The sequence below is a fragment of the Mobilisporobacter senegalensis genome (genome assembly GCF_003752155.1).
GTDB classification, from domain to species: Bacteria; Bacillota; Clostridia; order Lachnospirales; family Lachnospiraceae; genus Mobilisporobacter; species Mobilisporobacter senegalensis.
In genome coordinates, this window is record NZ_RJVG01000002.1 from 251,987 (window position 1) to 269,859 (window position 17,873).

Below are 17,873 nucleotides of genomic sequence, written 5' to 3' on the forward strand. Positions count from 1 at the left end.
TGCTATAGATTACAATCTGCCATGGCTCTTTTCTTTTCATAAGCGATAAATTATATGATTTTTTGTTTTTACCTGGATTGGAGGAAAAAATGTGAATTTATATTTAATTAGGCACGGAAGGCAAAATAGTACCTTATGTAACTTGAATGTGCCTTTATCCAAAGAAGGACAAATGCAAGCAGATTTCCTCGGAAAACGCTTAAAAAATTATTATGTAGATGCACTTTATTCCAGTGATCTGTTGCGGGCAATAGAGACTGCTGAGATAATAAACAAGCATCTTGGATTAACTCATATGATAAAAAAAGAGTTAAGGGAACTTTCTTTTGGGGAATTAGAAGGAATGACCCAGGAATATATACAGGAACATTTTTCGGATTTTTTAAAAAAGCAGGATATGTTAACTGACGATATACCTTACCCAGGCGGGGAAAATGGACAGGATGCATGTGACCGTATGTTTCCATTGATCCAGGAAATTGCCAGGAGCAGATATGAAAATGTAGTAATTGTTACCCATGGTAATGCAATAAGAGCTATATTAACTAAGATCCTGGGAATTGATTATGCTAAAAAACTATTATTTTCAGATACTTTAGAAAACTGCAGCATTACTCAATTGAAATATGTAGAGGAAAAAGACAGATTTTATCTGGAAAGATTGAATGATTATGCACATATTGAGCATAAGGAAGAATTATTACGAAAAAGATGGATATAAAGATAGATAAGAGTTTGAACAGATCAGCCATGGATTAATGTATACTTTAGATTCTATTTATAGAAAGGGAAAGAACAATGGAAAAAATAATATTAGCATCTTCCTCTCCAAGGAGGAAAGAAATCATGGAATTAGTAGGATTTGAATGTATGATTGTACCTAGCAATAAGGAAGAAATCATAACAAAAGAAGCACCGGAAGAAGTGGTGACGGAATTAGCCCTTATGAAAGCAAGAGATGTTGCGGATAAAGTAAAGGAACCCGGGATCATCATTGGAGCGGACACCATTGTTGCACATAAAAATAAGATTTTAGGAAAGCCAAAAGATGGGGAAGATGCAAAATGGATGATTAAAGAGTTACAAGATGACATACATCAGGTTTTTACAGGGGTGGCAATAATTACACCATTAAAAGAAATACATTTTGTAGTGGAAACGAAAGTAGCAGTAAATCCAATGTCAGATAAAGAAATCTCAGATTATGTGGCATCAGGAGAACCGTTAGATAAGGCAGGAGCTTATGGAATTCAAGGAAGATTTGCTTTATTCATTAAAGAAATTATTGGAGATTACTATAATGTAATGGGACTGCCTATCAGTAAAATTTATGAAATGTTATTAAAAGAGGGGCTTTATGATACGCAGAGGAAATAACTATTACATAACGGTATGATATTTGGTATAATTAAGTTGTTGTCAGCAGTTTTTCATGAAATGCGGTTGACAAAGCTTAGTAATTATATTACTATAATAACAGTAATGATTACTATTTTATAAAATTATAATACTCAGGAGGTAATTTGAAATGCCAAATTTAAAAGGATCAAAAACAGAAGCAAATTTACAGGCTGCGTTTGCAGGGGAATCTATGGCGAGAAACAAATATACATATTATGCAAGTAAAGCAAAAAAAGATGGTTATGAGCAAATCGCTGCACTTTTCTTAGAAACTGCAAATAATGAAAAAGAACATGCAAAAATCTGGTTCAAACTTCTTCATGATGGTATTGCTGATACTGCAACAAATTTAAAAGATGCAGCAGCTGGTGAAAACTATGAATGGACTGATATGTATGCAGGGTTTGCTGAAACTGCAAGGGAAGAAGGCTTTGATAAAATAGCAATGCTTTTTGAAAAAGTTGGGGCAATTGAGAAAGAGCATGAACAAAGATATCTTAAATTATTATCTAATGTAGAAGGTGGATTAGTGTTCTCTAAAGATGGTGATACAATTTGGCAATGTGCAAATTGCGGACATCTTCATATTGGACCAAAGGCTCCAGAGCTATGTCCAGTGTGCGAACATCCAAAAGCATACTTCCAGGTTCTTGCTAAGAACTATTAAGATTTGAATATGATTCTATGACGCCTTGCAACAAGGTGTATGTAAGCCAGGGATAGCCATATATTTATCTATGTTTTCTTCAGTTCCACACAATGTATCTGGACGAAAAAATATAGATAAATATATGGCTTTTTCCTGGTCTTTTTAGCGTTTGGGGTAAGGCAATCCCAGGTGGGTGTAGAAGTTGCATAAATGTAACATATATGATAAAATATTTTCATAATTGAAAATTTAAAAGCAAGTAAACAGCTGGAAAGAAAAGACAAGATAGCTTTTTAAAGGAGGAGTTTTATATGTTCTTAAAAAACAAAAGAAATAGACTGCCTTTAAAAACTGCATACTATATGTCTTTTCTTTTTTTTATAGTTATACCAATTCTGATTGTTTTGGTAGTAGTACTTATGATATTAAATCAGCAGTTTAAGAAACAGGCAATTGAAAATATTAAAAGAGCCCAGGAAGCTATTATTGCTGATCTGGAATCTGATGAAGATGTTATGTCCATGAGACTTTCTCATATGGTCTATACCAATGATAATGAAATACTAAAATATGCGGCAGGAACCGATATACAGGAACCGGATATCAGGAATGATTATGAGAGGAAACTTGCAAAGGCTGTAAATATGGCACTGGAGCCGGTTAAAGATATTATTTCCGTTAGTTTCTATATGAGAGACGGAAAAGAAATCTATGTAAAAAATGATATTACACGTAAACAGGAAGAAATAAAGAAGTCCAAATGGTATCAAGCCGCTTTAGAAAAGAGCAATACCGTAAGTACAGGCTTCTACGACACGGAATCAACCAATGATCTTTATATGGGAAGTAAAAAGGATTCCTTGATTCTTGTATTTGCACTAGCACCAGATGTGACAACGGACCGGTTCAGGAAAATAGAGATGGTAATGTTCTTTCAATCTGCAGGAGCATCCGAAAGAATAAAATCATATAATCAGAGTTATCTGACAGGAAAGAACAAATTAGGAATTACCCAGATAATAGGTACGGATGGGGAACTGGTTTTTTCTACCCAGAAAGAAACTGATTTTTCGTCTGGGGAATATACCTGTGTAACATCTCCAATAGAATTCAATAATTCCACCTGGTATATTGAAAATTATATCAAAACATCAGAACTTACAGCGGATTATTGGAATACTGCAATATGGGTGTTGGGAGCTGCTGTATTGATCTTGATGTTAGCAGGTTACTATTCCAGATATTTCCTTATGAGCATTGTAAAACCGATAGAAGAGATAAGCGGAGGTTTGAGGCAGGTGGAAGAAGGAAATCTGGAAGTTCATATAGCTTCAAAAGGTCAGTTTGAAATAAGAAATATGATACATCAGTTTAATGCTATGGTACGAAGACTGAAAGTATTAGTTGAGGAATATGAAGAAAGAATTAAGAGTGTGGAAAATACCCCTGGAGATTATTTTGCTTCCATATTAAAAGGAGAAATGACGCCAGAGGAGGTTAATAAGCAGTCGAAAGAATTTTTTATGGAGCACTATGCAGTTTTGGGATTTTTTGTGGAATACTATGATTCTAAGAAAAATGAGGCCGACATTGCCTTACGGCTTGTGAGCAGTTTTGAAAGAAATCCAAGGTTTGTTTCCAGATGTATTATATATATGGAAAGTTCTGAATTGTTTCTGGTATTTTATCGTATTACGGAAGATGATTATACCTATAAGCTTATTCATATGGCAGAGGAATTACAACGTGCTGCTAAGCAGGAGTTTGATGCTCAGATTTTTATATGTATTGGACAGAAAAAATTTGGGTATGCCGAATTTGAAGGACAAATAAAAGAAATTAGAGAAAAAATATGTATGCGTCATTTAAAAGGGAACAATTCCATTATTAATTTGAATGAGGAAAACGAAAGGGCGGACAGGCTGCTCCATCTGGCAAAAAAGTATGAGAAACTGGCAGGAGCACTTTACATTGCTGATGAAAAAAATCTGATGCAGGAAAAGGAAAAAATGTTTGAATTATTCAGTAATCAACCCATAGAAGAAATGAAAATGCAGGTATATGCAGCCATATTAGCCATAGGGGATCGCTTTAATCGAGATAATATCAGTTTCTCTGATGTTTTTGGAAAACAGTATGATTATATTGAAAAAATAAACCGTATTGAAGATGCAAGAAGCTTGAAACTATGGACAACGAATTATTTTTCATGGATTGTGGATTATTCTGCTACTAAATTAAGTGTTTCCAAAACGGATGCTATTGTGAAGGCTAAAAGATATCTGGCGGATAATTATGAGGATGGTGAGATGTCTTTAAAAAGGGTAGCAGAATATGTTGGTTTAAATGAAAAGTATTTTACAAATCGGTTTACAAAGGAAACCGGAGAGACTTTTTCTTCTTATTTAACAGGGTTAAGGATTCAAAAATCACAGGAATTATTAAAAACTACCAATTTTAAAGTATACGAAATTGCAGAAATGGTAGGATACTATAATGTAGAACATTTTAACAGAATGTTTAAAAAGTTGAATGGAATAAGCCCGGCCAGGTACCGGAAGACAGATGATTAAACGGCTGGCTTAAATATAAAAATATTTGTATAAGCGTCATACATTTAAATTGATTGTATGGCGTTTTTCTTTTAATTATTTTAAATTAAAGTGGAATTTTATTACTTTACATCAATAATTCTAACGAAAAGTTAAGAATGAAAAAATGTCAATGTGAAAAATAATCAAGAAAACTGATAATATGAAATGGTAACTTTTTCTGATAATTGATATGCTAAGGTCACAAAAAGAAAGGGAGGTATTTTATATGAGAAAAAAATTACTCGCAATTATTTTAACTTGCGCAATGGTCACATCTATTTTTGTAGGATGTGGTAACACGGGGAAGGAAAATCAAGGGAACTCTGATGGAGCATCGACAGAGGAGAGTACGGGAGAGACTTCTAAGGAAGATTTAAGTGGAACACTTACTTTTACAATCTGGGATAATAACTTAAATACTTATATTGAAGAAAATGATATGGTAGGAAAGTTCCAGGAACAGTATCCGAATGTTGATATCGAGGTAGAGAAGATTAAAGATGACAGTGAATACTGGAATGCAATGAAGATGCGTGCATCAGCAAACCAATTACCGGATATTATGTTTAACAAGCCTTTTACACTATCAAGATTTAAAGATTATCTGGTAGATTTATCAGGAACAGATGCGAGTGCCAACAATGAACTGGCACAGGGATATGCTGTAGATGGAAAGGTGCTTGGAGTTCCAATGACAGCCGGTTATGAATATGTATACTACTGGAAAGACATGTTTAAAGAAGCAGGGGTAGAGATACCAGATACATGGGAAGAGTTTGAACAAGCAGCAAAAACGTTACAGGATTATTATGGAAAGAGTAATGCAGATTTTATGGCTCTTGCCTGTGGATTAAAAGATGAGTGGCCGGATTATCCTTTTATGGAATTTATGCCTGCATTGGAATCCGGCAATGGACAGAATTGGAATACAATGGCTACACAGAATGAGCCGTTCGCAGAAGGAACTGACATCAATAAGGCATATCAGAAAGTCTATAACTTATTTACTTCCGGAGTGCTTGGAAAAGATCCGCTAGGACTTGGAAATGATCAGGTAACAGCTTTGTTTGCAACGAAAAATGCTGCAATGATTGCACTTGGTGACTGGGGACTTCAGAATATTCAAAATGGTGCAGAAGATGTATCCGAGCTTGGAACATTCTATCTTCCTGCAAGAAATTCAGAATCGGATCCTTTCAACGTAATTGTACAGGGTGATTCTTTGATGGGTGTAACAACACATTCCAAGAATCAGGAAGCAGCTGTTGCATTTGTAGAGTGGTTTTATTCTGATGCATGGTATCCAGATTATCTTAATTATGTAACAAGCGCATCTTCCATGAAGAATTTCCCGAAAGAAAAGGATCCTGTTCTTGCAGAAGCAGATAATCTTAGTCCGGATAAAGTTCTTGTTATGTATGATGGAGGTGGAGATGATTTCGCCGCTATCCAGAATGAAACCACTTTTGATTACAAGAAACTTGGCGCAGAAATGATGACAGAGGGATTTGTTTTAGATACAGCTTTGACAGAACTGAATGAAAAGTGGGCGGCTGCCAGAGAAAAACTTCAGATTCAATAGAATTTATAGTTTTGTGTTGATATGGGGGTTACGATTAGTAGCCCTCATATACTATCAGGAGCTAAGAGTGAAATAAAACATTTTCACTCCCCAAGCTTGCGTTAAATAGAATCAAATTAGCTTGATTTTGCTTGGATTGGAGGATAAATTATGACAAAATTAAATAAAAAAAGGCAAAAGTTCATTATAATATCACTTATTGTACCGGTTTTACTTCTGATAGGTTTTGTAGTATTTCCTGCCATCGATCTGTTTCGTATGAGTTTTACAAACTGGGATGGTTACTCAAAGAATAGTCAGTTCATAGGAATAAGTAATTATCTATCCATGTTTCAGAATAAGGATTTATGGATGTCTCTTAAAAATAATGCAGTTTATTTTATAGTTCATTTATGTATGATATTCGTAGAACTTGCATTTGCAGTTTTATTAACTGGTAAACTGCGTGGGGCAAAGTTTTACAAGACAATGGTATTTATGCCCTATATCATTAATGGTGTGGCAATTGCATACGCTTTTTCATATTTCTTTTCACCAATTAACGGTGCCTTCGATGCTATTTTACAATCATTGCATCTGGAAGCTTTGAGTAGGAACTGGTTATCCGATACTAAAATTATCAATTATGTACTTTCTTTTGTATCTGTCTGGAGATTTAGTGGATATCATGTAATCCTGTTTATGGCGGCACTCCAGTCCATCCCTCAGGAGATAGAGGAAGCAGCCAGAGTAGATGGTGCAAATGCCTGGCATTTATTCAAATATGTCCAAATTCCGGCGATCATGCTAATGGTGGATTTTGTACTATTTGATAATATCAGAGGTGCACTTCAGGTATTTGATATTCCTTTCGTAATGACATCGGGTGGTCCGGGATATGCATCTTCTACCTTTACATTATATACAATTAAGACAGCATTTGCTTTCTCCAACTTTGGGCTGGCATCCACTATGGCAGTCGCAATTATGGTAATGATAGTGGTTATATACATTATTCAGAACAAAGTGATTCATGGACTATTATTAAGAGACAGGAGGAAAGAGCATGTTTAAGAAAGTGATAATTCAGGGTCTAAAACAAATTATATGCCTGGCCATGGTAGCGATTGTGATAGGGCCGATTCTGCTGACTCTGTTTGCAGCATTAAAAACAAAAGCGGATATGGTTATTACTTCGCCTTTGACTCTGCCAGACTGGGATAAAATTACCTTAGACAATTTCAAAAAAGTATTATCGGATAAATACTTATTATTAGGTTTTAAAAATACTGGTATCATTTTAGTTGTATCTATTTTTCTTAATGTTGTATTTGGAACAATTACTGCTTTTATCATTGACCGTTTTCAGTTTAAAGGGAAAAAGATTGTTGTAGCCTTATTCTTTATTGGAATGCTGATACCTAACTTTGTTACGGAAATTGCAAGATTTCGTATCATCCAGGGACTGCATCTATATAATACGCTTGGTGCTCCGATCGTTATTTATGTTGCATCAGATCTAATGCAGCTTTATATTTACAGGCAATTCTTATCTGGTATTTCTGTGGCTCTTGATGAGGCGGCACTCTTAGATGGATGTTCCTATTTTGGACTTTTCATAAAGATTATTTTTCCCCTTCTTGCGCCCGCTACGGCAACGGTCTGTATTATTAAAGCAATTAACATTATTAATGATATGTACGTTCCATATTTATATATGCCAAAGAATAAATTACGTACCCTTACAACTTTCATTATGAATTATGCCAATGCACAGCAGGGGTCCTGGCAGTTATTGGCAGCAGGAATTATTATTGTTATGATTTCAACAATTATCATTTATGTATTTTTTCAGAAATATATTCTTGCCGGAGTCACAGCGGGTGCAGTAAAAGAATAAAGTGAAAGCTTATTAAGATGGGAGATAGTATGAAAGCAGATATTAGATTTTTAGATAATCCGGAAATTTTTTGTATAAATCAGATTCCTGCTCATAGTGATCATAGGTTTTATAATAGCCATCATGAGATGCAGGCAGGAGTTAATTCATTGATCCAATCTCTGAATGGAAAGTGGAAGTTCAGATATTCCATAAATGCCAAAGAAAGACCGGAAGGATTTTATAAGGAAAGTTCTGACACAGAAAATTTTGATGAAATCATAGTACCTTGTCATATCGAAATGGCAGGTTATGATAAAATTCATTATGTCAATACCATGTATCCATGGGAAGGGCATATTTTTCGCAGACCTGCATATAGTCTGGATGGGAAAAGGGCGGAAGGAACTTTTAGTGAAGCAGATTACAATCCGGTTGGTTCTTATCTCAAGAAGTTTGATCTGGAAGAAGGGCTTTTCGGAAAGAGAGTCTGTATCTGTTTTGAAGGAGTGGAGCAAGCCATGTATGTTTGGCTGAATGGAGTATTTGTAGGCTATGGAGAAGATAGTTTTACGCCTTCAGAATTTGATTTAACACCTTATATCAGAGAAAAAAACAATGTGCTTGCAGTAGAGGTACATAAGAGAAGTACTGCTGCTTTTTTAGAAGATCAGGATTTCTTCCGGTTCTTTGGTATTTTTAGAAATGTTACATTGTACGCAAAGCCGGTTATTCATGTGGAAGATATGTGGGCAAAACCAACATTAAAGGAAGATAATGCTTCCGGCAGCCTGGCATTGGATTTAAAAATGTCTTTTCTGACCGAATCCGGTAATATGATTGTTACTTTAAAAGATGATGCGGGGCACGTCTGCTTCAAGAAAACAGTATTAGTAAAGGAAGAAATATATCTGGAGCCTGAAGAGATAGAAAATGTGATACCCTGGAATCATCATAATCCCTATCTATATTTACTAATGATAGAAGTCTTTGATAAATCTGGAAATCTAATGGAAGTGGTGCCTTATAAAATAGGATTTCGCAGACTTGAAATAAAAAATAAAGTCATTTTATTAAATGGAAAAAGGCTGATTTTAAATGGAGTAAACCGTCATGAGTGGAGTGCCAAAAGCGGAAGATGTATCAGTGAGAGAGAAATGAAAATGGACATGGAGATTTTCCTTAAGAACCATATCAATGCCGTAAGAACCAGCCATTATCCAAATCAAATTCCCTGGTATTCCCTGTGTGATGAAAATGGAATTTATATGATGGCGGAGACAAATCTGGAATCTCATGGCTCCTGGCAGAAAATGGGCAATGTTGAACCCTCGTGGAATGTGCCGGGCAGTATTATACAGTGGAGAGAGGCTGTAGCAGACAGGGCAAAAACCAATTTTGAGATCTTTAAAAACCATACATCCATATTATTCTGGTCTCTTGGAAATGAATCCTATGCAGGAGATAATATAGAGAGTATGAACCATTTTTTTAAAGAAAAAGATAACAGCCGTCTGGTCCATTATGAAGGAGTATTTCATAACAGGATTTATAATGAGACTATTTCTGACGTGGAAAGCCGTATGTATGCCGCACCAGAGGAGATAGTAAGACATCTGGAGGAAAATCCGGTAAAACCTTTTATTCTGTGTGAATACATGCATGATATGGGAAATTCCCTGGGAGGAATGAAGTCTTATATGGATTTATTGGATAAATATGAAATGTATCAAGGCGGGTTCATCTGGGACTATATCGATCAGGCACTTTTTGTAAAGGATGAAATTACAGGAGAAGAAGTACTTCGTTATGGAGGAGACTTTGACGACAGGCCTTCTGATTATGAGTTTTCTGGAAATGGAATCGTATTTGCGGATAGAAGGGAAAAACCCGCAATGCAGGAGGTAAGATATTATTATGGATTGCACAAATAAGGAAAGAAAGCAGCAGATGGAAGGAATTAAAATTGTATACGGAGATTGTACCCTGGGAGTACATGGAACAGACTTTCATTATATTTTCTCTTATCAGTCAGGGGGGTTGGAATCTCTGGTAACTGATGGAAAAGAATGGCTTTACCGTGTTCCAAAACCTACCTTTTGGCGTGCCACAACGGATAATGACAGAGGAAATAAATTTCCCTTGCGTTCAGGTATGTGGCTTGGTGCGGATATGTTCATTGATTGTACAGGAATAGATATCTTTGTTGATGATAAAAAAATAGAAATGCCCATAGCACCGGAAAATAACAGATATTCAGGAAATGAAACTGCGGAAAAGGTAAAAATTATTTTTACTTATAGAACAATTACAGTTCCGGCAACAACGGTAGAGGTCGCTTATGAAATAACAGCTGCTGGTGATATAGAAGTTCATGTCCATTATTACGGAAATAAAAAATTACCGGAACTTCCCGTGTTTGGAATGCGTTTTGTCATGCCTACCAAAGCAGTCAGCTACCGGTATGAGGGGCTTTCAGGTGAAACCTACCCGGACAGGATGGCAGGAGGAGTGGAAGGAATTTATGAAGTAGAAGGACTTCCTGTTACAAAGTATTTAGTGCCACAGGATTGCAATATGCATATGAATACAAAATGGCTGGAAGTATTCAGAAATACAACCCAGGATAATTCAAATATGGACAGCAGCATTTTTGGTCTTAAATTCTCGAGTGTAGAGAAAGAATTTGCGTTTGCCTGCATTCCTTATACAGCAGAAGAATTAGAAAATGCGACTCACCAGGAAGAACTTCCAGCAGCCAGAAGAACTGTGGTATCGATTCTGGGTGCCGTCAGAGGAGTTGGGGGAATAAATAGCTGGGGAGCTGATGTAGAACCGGCATATCATATTGATGCCGAAAAGGATATAAAATATTCTTTTAAAATTTCAAGAATATAAGGCAGGAAAAAGGCTTTGATAAAATAGAAATGGCTTAGTTTAGTCTTTAAATTCAAACAGTTCTTCAACGGTTGCATCAAATATCCTGGCGATATCCATTGCCAGTTTTAAGGATGGATTATATTTTCCGTTTTCAAGATGTACAATTGTTTCACGCCTTACACCAACAAGTTGTGCCAATTCGTTTTGTTTCATCATGGCATTTTCACGGTATTCTTTGATTTTAGTTTTTAATGTGGGCAATTTAAATTCCCCTCCTGTTATAAAGTAAAAATAAAAAAGCTTTCAGTGTTGTGATAATAACCAGTATGAGACATAATAACATGCTAATATCGTCCCTGGTCATGGAATATTTCTTAAACATGGGGCCTCCGATAAACGCAGCTAAGATCATAAGGATGATCATAATAAAAGTGATGCATATACTGTCTATTTTTCCAAGAATTAATCTGGCGTATTCATCCGCACTTTCTTTTTGTTTCAATCCAAGAATTATGACTGTAAGCATTCCAATATAACAAATTAATTGGATGATTGGAGAAAAATCATCCCTTATAAAATTATATTTACTTAAAGCAGCCATGATTGTCAATTGGATTTCTAACAAAATTGTTTAAATAATCATGGTATCGTTAAATAGATAAAACCTTGAGAGAATAAATAATAATTTGGGCTTAAAGTAGGTTGAGGATATCCTTATGTTTTTTAAAAAACAATCAGATGAAAAGCCCAAATTATTATCTAATCCCTCAAGGTTTTACAATTTCAAGGATATTAGTTGAAAGAATTAAGAACTTACTTATTTTTTTCGGCTTCAGCCATCTTCATAGCACGAACTTTTAAAGATAAGCCGAATAAGTTAATGAACCCTTCTGCATCATGGTGGTTATAAAGATCACCAGTTGTAAAGGATGCAATGCTCTCATTGTATAATGAATAAGGAGAAGTAGTACCTTGTTTAATGATATTACCTTTGTACAGCTTGAATTTAACTTCACCTGTTACATAGCTTTGTGTTGATTCGATAAAAGCCTGTAAAGCTTCACGTAAAGGAGTAAACCATTTTCCTTCATAAACTACATCTGCAAATTTATTGCCAATTTCTTTTTTCACCGTTAATGTGGAACGATCAAGGATTAATTCTTCTAATTGAGTGTGTGCCTCCATGAGAATAGTTCCACCAGGAGTTTCATATACACCACGGGATTTCATGCCTACTACACGGTTTTCTACAATATCTACAATACCAATTCCATGCTTTCCGCCAAGCTCATTTAATTTCTTGATAATATCAGACACGGATAAGTTCTCTCCATTTACGCTGACAGGAATTCCTTTTTCAAAAGCCATGGTAACGATTTCTCCTTCATCAGGAGCATTCTCAGGAGAAACACCCAGTACCAGCAGATGATCGTAATCGGGAGCTTCCCCGGGATCTTCCAGTTCAAGACCTTCATGGCTGATATGCCATAAATTTCTGTCGCGGCTATAGCTATTGTTCATGGAGAAAGGAAGGTCAATACCATGTTGTTTGCAATATTCGATTTCATCTTCTCTGGAGCTCATATTCCAGGTATCACATCTCCATGGAGCAATAATCTTTAAATCCGGGGCTAAAGCTTTAATTCCCAGTTCAAAACGAACCTGATCATTTCCTTTACCGGTGGCGCCGTGACAGATAGCAGTAGCACCTTCTATTCTGGCAATTTCAACAAGTCTTTTTGCAATCACCGGTCTTGCCATGGAGGTACCAAGAAGATACTTATTTTCATAGATGGCATTTGCCTGAACGCATGGAATTACATAATCGTTACAAAATTCGTCTACAACATCTTCAATATATAATTTAGTAGCACCTGATAATTTTGCTCTTTCTTCCAGACCATCTAATTCATTTCCCTGGCCAACGTCAATACAAACACATACCACATCAAAATCATAATTTTCTTTTAACCAAGGGATAATTGCAGTGGTATCAAGCCCACCTGAATACGCAAGGATTACTTTTTCTTTCATAAACATACCTCCGATCTTTAGACTTTTTTCTAAAGATAATTTCTTAATGTAAAATGTTATTATAAATATACAACATAATGAACAATTATGCAATAAGAATTTTTAAATATTAATTAATATTTATATTTATAAGATACACTAAATATTAAAATAAGCTATTTTAATGGGAATAAATGAAAATATACAAATATAATAAGATGAATAAATTTTAATTTGATATTGCATAAAATGCATAAAAGATGTATAATTATGAGAAATAATTTATATTTAACGAAAAGCGGTTGAAAAATCAAATCAAAGTAATATCCGCTATCAAATGAAACTTATAAGGAGGATGCTATGATTAATGTAGGAATAATTGGCTCAACAGGATATGCCGGTGGTGAACTTGTCAGACTTTTGTTGCAGCGTGAAGATATAGTGATAAAGTGGTTTGGCTCAAAAAGTTATATTGATAAGAGATATTCTGATATCTTTCAAAACATGTTTCAGCTCGTGGATAATATCTGTATGGATGATAATATGGGAGAACTGGCAAATCAGGTAGATGTAATTTTTACTGCAACACCACAAGGTTTTTGTGCCTCTCTTCTGAATGAAGATATTCTTGGGAAAACTAAAATTATTGATTTGAGTGCAGATTACAGAATCAAAGATGTGAATATTTATGAAGAATGGTATGGAATAAAGCATGAGAGTCCTCAATTTATTCAAGAGGCAGTTTATGGCTTATGTGAAATCAACAGGGATCAGATTAAAAGTGCAAGAATCATTGCAAATCCAGGTTGTTACCCAACCTGCTCCACCTTGGCGATTTATCCTCTCATAAAGGAAGGAATCATTGATGCAGGCTCCATTATTATAGACGCTAAGTCAGGAACTTCCGGAGCAGGAAGAGGAGCAAAGGTAGGGAATCTATATTGTGAAGTGAATGAAAGTATAAAAGCTTATGGTGTTTCAAATCATCGACATACGCCAGAGATAGAAGAACAATTATCTCTTGTCTCAGGAGGAGAAATTAAAATTAATTTTACTCCTCACCTTGTACCTATGAATCGGGGAATCTTAATTACTGCATATGGGAATCTGCAAAGAGTCGTATCTTATGAAGAAATTAAGGGGATTTATGATAAATATTATAAGAATGAATATTTTGTCAGAGTTTTAGAAAAGGGAGTCTGCCCTGAAACAAAGTGGGTGGAAGGAAGTAATTATGTAGATGTGAATTTTCAGATTGACCCAAGAACGAATCGTATTATCATGATGGGCGCAATGGATAATCTGGTAAAAGGTGCAGCCGGTCAGGCAATTCAGAATATGAATATTATGTTCGGATTAGAAGAGAATAAAGGTTTAAAATTAGTTCCAATGTTTCCATAAATAAATACGTTGATTAATTGGAGGAATGAATATGAAGAAAATAAATGGTGGAGTTACTGCTGCAAAAGGATTTAAGGCAGCTGGAATTTATGCAGGTATAAAGAAAAAGAAAAAGGATATGGCATTGGTCTATAGCGCGGTTCCAGCTACCGTTGCCGGTACATTTACTACTAATGTCGTAAAAGCAGCTCCAGTGAAATGGTGCCAGAAAGTAATCAAAGAAAGTGAAACAGCAAATGCAGTGGTACTTAATAGCGGAGTTGCCAATGCATGTACCGGTATGGAAGGGGATAAAAATAATTTACTTATGGCGAAAGCGGTGGCAGAGTATTTGAATATTTCTGAGAATACAGTGCTGACGGCTTCTACAGGGGTGATTGGGAAACAGCTGCCTATTGATGTGATCGTCCATGGAATTAAAAATATCATTCCTGATTTAAAGGATTCCATTGAGGCGGGTACGATGGCGGCAGAAGCGATTATGACTACAGATACATATTTGAAACAATGGGCTGTGGAATTCGAGTTAAATGGAAAAACAGTGACCATTGGAGGTATGTCAAAAGGCTCCGGTATGATTCATCCCAATATGGCGACTATGCTTGGAGTAATCACAACGGATGCGGCAATCAGTAAAGAATTACTATCAGACGCGATCCGTAATGATGTAAAGGACTCCTTTAATATGATATCTGTTGATCGTGATACCTCTACCAATGATTCATTAATTATTCTGGCTAATGGTCTTGCAGGAAACGAAATTATCAATCAGAAAAATGAAGATTATAAAATATTCTGCAAAGCACTCAATAAGGTTACCACTGAACTTGCCAAGATGATGGCAGCAGATGGTGAAGGAGCCACTAAGCTATTAGAAGTACAAGTGACAGGTACCGTAACAAAAGAGGATGCAGTAATGCTTAGTAAATCAATTATAACTTCTAATCTGGTAAAATCAGCAGTGTTTGGCAACGATGCAAACTGGGGGAGAATTCTATGTGCCATGGGATATTCAGGTATTGAATTTAACCCTGATACAGTGGATTTGTTTATTGAAAGTGAGACAGGTAAATTACAGCTTGTGAAAGATGGAATGGGGACAGATTATAGTGAAGAACTCGCAACCAGAATTCTTTCCTCGAAAGAAGTAAAAGCAATTGCAGATGTAAAGCTGGGGGATGGAAAAGCAACTGCATGGGGTTGTGATCTCACTTATGATTATGTAAAGATTAATGCGGATTATCGTTCTTAAATATATATTTTGGATAATAAAGCAATAGATTGTTCATTTTTTTAATTAGTAATGGCGAAAGACTCGGAGGACAGAATATGGAAAATATGGATCAAATTTTTATAAAGGCACAAACTCTTATAGAGGCCCTTCCTTATATACAAAAATTTAATAATAAAAAGGTAGTTGTAAAATACGGCGGAAGTGCCATGGTGGATGGGGAACTCCAACACAATGTGATAAAAGATGTTGCACTTCTTAAACTCATTGGCATGCAGCCAATTATCGTTCATGGCGGAGGCAAAGAAATCAGTTCGTGGCTGTCTAAAGTTGGGAAAGACACAAAATTCATTGAAGGCCTCAGAGTAACGGACCAGGATACAATGGAAATTGCTGAAATGGTACTAAATAAGGTAAATAAAGGGCTGGTCCAGATGGTACAGCAGCTTGGTGTGAAGGCAGTTGGAATCAGTGGGAAAGATGGAGCTACTTTAAAAGTAGAAAAGAAACTAGTAAATGGAAGAGATATAGGATACGTTGGAGATATTACATCTGTAAATACAGAGTTGATTGATACATTAATTGCCAATGATTTTATTCCTATCATTGCCCCAATTGGTCTGGATGAAAATTACGATACCTATAATATTAATGCAGATGATGCCGCCTGTGCGGTTGCAACTGCCATAGGGGCGGAAAAGTTAGCATTTTTAACAGATATTGAAGGGGTATATAAAGATCCGGAGGATAAAAGTACTTTAATTTCTGTATTAACTCTGGATGAAGCAGATGATTTAATTGGAGATGGTTTTATCGGCGGCGGGATGCTGCCAAAATTAAAAAATTGTATTGATGCTGTTAAAAATGGAGTTACAAGAGTTCATATTCTTGACGGAAGAAAAGAACATTGTTTATTACTTGAATTCTTTACCAATCGTGGAATCGGAACAGCGATCATTAATAAGGGAGGTCTCTTAGATAATGAATAAATATATTGACGAAGCAGAAAGTTTACTGATGCATACTTATAATCGGGCTAAGATAGTATTTGATAAGGGCGAAGGAGTATATCTGTATGATGTAAATGGGAAAAAGTATCTGGATTTTGCAGCAGGAATTGCAGTATTTGCCTTTGGATATGGGAATAAAGAATATAATGATGCTATAAAAATACAAATCGATAAGCTTATACATACTTCTAATCTGTATTATAATTTACCTATTATTGAGGCGGCGAAAAAGCTGATTAAAGCCAGCTATATGGATGAAGTATTTTTCACTAACAGCGGAACAGAGGCAATGGAAGGTGCCATTAAATTAGCAAAGAAATATGCTTACCAGAAGACTGGACACGCAAACCATGAAATCATATCAATGAATCAGTCTTTTCATGGAAGAAGCCTTGGAGCCTTGGCGGTAACAGGACAGCCCAAATATAAGAAGCCATTTGGACCTATGATTGAAGGGGTCGTATACGCAGAATTCAATCATTTAGAAAGTGTAAAAGAACTTGTAAATGAGAAGACCTGCGCCATTATTGTGGAACCCATTCAAGGAGAGGGGGGAATCTATCCGGCAACAAGTGAGTTCTTAGAAGGACTTAGAAAGATTTGTGATGACAATGATATTCTTTTGATCTTTGATGAAATCCAGTGTGGTATGGGAAGAACAGGCGATATGTTTGCTTATCAGGGATATGGAGTAAAACCAGATATTATAACAATAGCCAAAGCTTTAGGATGCGGATTGCCGGTAGGTGCATTTGCTGCCATTTATAAAGTAGCGGAGGCATTTAAGCCGGGGGATCATGGAACTACCTATGGTGGGAATCCTTTAGCAGGGGCAGCAGTCAGTAAAGTATTTGATATGTTCGAGTCTGAAGGTATCCTTGAAAATGTGAAAGAAGTAGGTGGATATCTGGAGAAACAATTGGATTCCTTGGTAGAAAAATATGACTTTATTCTGGAAAGACGTGGCAAGGGGCTGATGCAGGGAATCGAATTGAATAGAGAAGTCAAAAGCTACATTGATAAAGCAGCAGAAAAAGGATTGATCATAATATCAGGAGGTATGAATATTATCCGCTTTGTTCCACCTCTTATTATTACTAAAGAGAATGTGGATGAGATGATTGGAATTCTAGAGGAGTGCTTTGGTGAGTAATATATAGAGTCAAAAGCCACGGTAATCTTTCATTTGAATAAGGATATATATTCAGATTGGCGTCGACCGGCTGAAAGTGGTTGTTTATCTTTCATTTAAGA

General features: G+C 35.8%; 16 protein-coding genes. 13 read left to right on the top strand and 3 right to left on the bottom strand.

Annotation, left to right across the window (positions count from 1 at the left end; translation table 11 throughout):
- The first annotated feature begins 91 nt into the window (after positions 1 to 91).
- The 9 genes from EDD66_RS03915 (at position 92) to EDD66_RS03955 (ending at position 10,982) form a co-directional block, all read left to right on the top strand.
- Entirely contained in the window at positions 92 to 721 is a 630-nt protein-coding gene (locus tag EDD66_RS03915) for a histidine phosphatase family protein (RefSeq protein ID WP_123608256.1), read from the top strand.
- Between the two features lie 77 nt (positions 722 to 798).
- Complete coding sequence (locus EDD66_RS03920) at positions 799 to 1,377, top strand: Maf family protein (RefSeq protein WP_123608257.1); 579 nt, start codon at positions 799 to 801, stop codon at positions 1,375 to 1,377.
- Positions 1,378 to 1,528: 151 nt separating this feature from the next.
- Positions 1,529 to 2,068 (top strand): rubrerythrin, encoded by a 540-nt coding sequence (rbr, locus tag EDD66_RS03925; protein ID WP_123608258.1) that lies wholly within the window; start codon positions 1,529 to 1,531, stop codon positions 2,066 to 2,068.
- Between the two features lie 293 nt (positions 2,069 to 2,361).
- Positions 2,362 to 4,623, top strand: coding sequence for a helix-turn-helix domain-containing protein (locus tag EDD66_RS03930; RefSeq protein ID WP_123608259.1), 2,262 nt, complete (start codon positions 2,362 to 2,364; stop codon positions 4,621 to 4,623).
- 247 nt (positions 4,624 to 4,870) lie between these two features.
- Positions 4,871 to 6,226: an ABC transporter substrate-binding protein gene (locus EDD66_RS03935; protein ID WP_123608260.1), complete on the top strand. Its 1,356-nt coding sequence runs from the start codon at positions 4,871 to 4,873 to the stop codon at positions 6,224 to 6,226.
- Positions 6,227 to 6,376: 150 nt separating this feature from the next.
- Positions 6,377 to 7,279 carry a carbohydrate ABC transporter permease gene (locus EDD66_RS03940; protein ID WP_123608261.1) on the top strand — a complete coding sequence of 301 codons (903 nt, stop codon included), beginning with the start codon at positions 6,377 to 6,379 and terminating at the stop codon, positions 7,277 to 7,279.
- Positions 7,272 to 8,105, top strand: a complete 834-nt coding sequence (locus EDD66_RS03945) for a carbohydrate ABC transporter permease (RefSeq protein ID WP_123608262.1) — start codon at positions 7,272 to 7,274, stop codon at positions 8,103 to 8,105. Before EDD66_RS03940 ends, EDD66_RS03945 begins: the two co-directional genes overlap by 8 nt.
- A 29-nt stretch (positions 8,106 to 8,134) precedes the next feature.
- Positions 8,135 to 10,018 carry a glycoside hydrolase family 2 TIM barrel-domain containing protein gene (locus EDD66_RS03950; RefSeq protein WP_123608263.1) on the top strand — a complete coding sequence of 628 codons (1,884 nt, stop codon included), beginning with the start codon at positions 8,135 to 8,137 and terminating at the stop codon, positions 10,016 to 10,018.
- Positions 10,002 to 10,982 carry a beta-galactosidase small subunit gene (locus EDD66_RS03955; RefSeq protein WP_123608264.1) on the top strand — a complete coding sequence of 327 codons (981 nt, stop codon included), beginning with the start codon at positions 10,002 to 10,004 and terminating at the stop codon, positions 10,980 to 10,982. The genes EDD66_RS03950 and EDD66_RS03955 overlap by 17 nt, the downstream gene beginning before the upstream one ends.
- Before the next feature lie 39 nt (positions 10,983 to 11,021).
- Here the strand turns inward: EDD66_RS03955 and EDD66_RS03960 are convergent, their stop codons facing one another.
- From EDD66_RS03960 to EDD66_RS03970, 3 genes are all read right to left on the bottom strand, one after another.
- A complete protein-coding gene (locus EDD66_RS03960) occupies positions 11,022 to 11,225 on the bottom strand; it encodes a helix-turn-helix transcriptional regulator (RefSeq protein ID WP_123608265.1) in 204 nt (67 codons plus the stop codon).
- A 1-nt stretch (position 11,226) separates the two neighbouring features.
- Positions 11,227 to 11,589, bottom strand: coding sequence for a hypothetical protein (locus EDD66_RS03965; protein WP_170164243.1), 363 nt, complete (start codon positions 11,587 to 11,589; stop codon positions 11,227 to 11,229).
- A 188-nt stretch (positions 11,590 to 11,777) separates the two neighbouring features.
- A complete protein-coding gene (locus EDD66_RS03970; RefSeq protein WP_123608267.1) occupies positions 11,778 to 12,998 on the bottom strand; it encodes an argininosuccinate synthase in 1,221 nt (406 codons plus the stop codon).
- A gap of 339 nt (positions 12,999 to 13,337) precedes the next feature.
- Between EDD66_RS03970 and argC the strand changes: the two genes are divergently transcribed.
- The 4 genes from argC (at position 13,338) to EDD66_RS03990 (ending at position 17,772) form a co-directional block, all read left to right on the top strand.
- Positions 13,338 to 14,378: an N-acetyl-gamma-glutamyl-phosphate reductase gene (gene argC, locus EDD66_RS03975; protein WP_123608268.1), complete on the top strand. Its 1,041-nt coding sequence runs from the start codon at positions 13,338 to 13,340 to the stop codon at positions 14,376 to 14,378.
- Positions 14,379 to 14,409: 31 nt separating this feature from the next.
- On the top strand, positions 14,410 to 15,630 hold the full coding sequence (argJ, locus tag EDD66_RS03980; RefSeq protein ID WP_123608269.1) for a bifunctional ornithine acetyltransferase/N-acetylglutamate synthase: 1,221 nt from the start codon (positions 14,410 to 14,412) through the stop codon (positions 15,628 to 15,630).
- A 77-nt stretch (positions 15,631 to 15,707) separates the two neighbouring features.
- Positions 15,708 to 16,598: an acetylglutamate kinase gene (gene argB, locus EDD66_RS03985; RefSeq protein ID WP_123608270.1), complete on the top strand. Its 891-nt coding sequence runs from the start codon at positions 15,708 to 15,710 to the stop codon at positions 16,596 to 16,598.
- Positions 16,591 to 17,772 (top strand): aspartate aminotransferase family protein, encoded by a 1,182-nt coding sequence (locus tag EDD66_RS03990; RefSeq protein WP_123608271.1) that lies wholly within the window; start codon positions 16,591 to 16,593, stop codon positions 17,770 to 17,772. The genes argB and EDD66_RS03990 overlap by 8 nt, the downstream gene beginning before the upstream one ends.
- The last annotated feature ends 101 nt before the right edge of the window (positions 17,773 to 17,873 follow it).

What these genes read in the sequence shown, in the direction of transcription:
- EDD66_RS03945 (WP_123608262.1), top strand. Translation starts at nt 7,272, where the DNA reads ATGTTTAAGAAAGTGATAATTCAGGGTCTAAAACAAATTATATGCCTG.
- EDD66_RS03940 (WP_123608261.1), top strand. Translation starts at nt 6,377, where the DNA reads ATGACAAAATTAAATAAAAAAAGGCAAAAGTTCATTATAATATCACTT.
- EDD66_RS03955 (WP_123608264.1), top strand. Translation starts at nt 10,002, where the DNA reads ATGGATTGCACAAATAAGGAAAGAAAGCAGCAGATGGAAGGAATTAAA.
- EDD66_RS03930 (WP_123608259.1), top strand. Translation starts at nt 2,362, where the DNA reads ATGTTCTTAAAAAACAAAAGAAATAGACTGCCTTTAAAAACTGCATAC.
- argC (WP_123608268.1), top strand. Translation starts at nt 13,338, where the DNA reads ATGATTAATGTAGGAATAATTGGCTCAACAGGATATGCCGGTGGTGAA.
- EDD66_RS03990 (WP_123608271.1), top strand. Translation starts at nt 16,591, where the DNA reads ATGAATAAATATATTGACGAAGCAGAAAGTTTACTGATGCATACTTAT.
- argB (WP_123608270.1), top strand. Translation starts at nt 15,708, where the DNA reads ATGGAAAATATGGATCAAATTTTTATAAAGGCACAAACTCTTATAGAG.
- rbr (WP_123608258.1), top strand. Translation starts at nt 1,529, where the DNA reads ATGCCAAATTTAAAAGGATCAAAAACAGAAGCAAATTTACAGGCTGCG.
- EDD66_RS03920 (WP_123608257.1), top strand. Translation starts at nt 799, where the DNA reads ATGGAAAAAATAATATTAGCATCTTCCTCTCCAAGGAGGAAAGAAATC.
- EDD66_RS03970 (WP_123608267.1), bottom strand. Translation starts at nt 12,998, where the DNA reads ATGAAAGAAAAAGTAATCCTTGCGTATTCAGGTGGGCTTGATACCACT.
- EDD66_RS03950 (WP_123608263.1), top strand. Translation starts at nt 8,135, where the DNA reads ATGAAAGCAGATATTAGATTTTTAGATAATCCGGAAATTTTTTGTATA.
- EDD66_RS03935 (WP_123608260.1), top strand. Translation starts at nt 4,871, where the DNA reads ATGAGAAAAAAATTACTCGCAATTATTTTAACTTGCGCAATGGTCACA.
- argJ (WP_123608269.1), top strand. Translation starts at nt 14,410, where the DNA reads ATGAAGAAAATAAATGGTGGAGTTACTGCTGCAAAAGGATTTAAGGCA.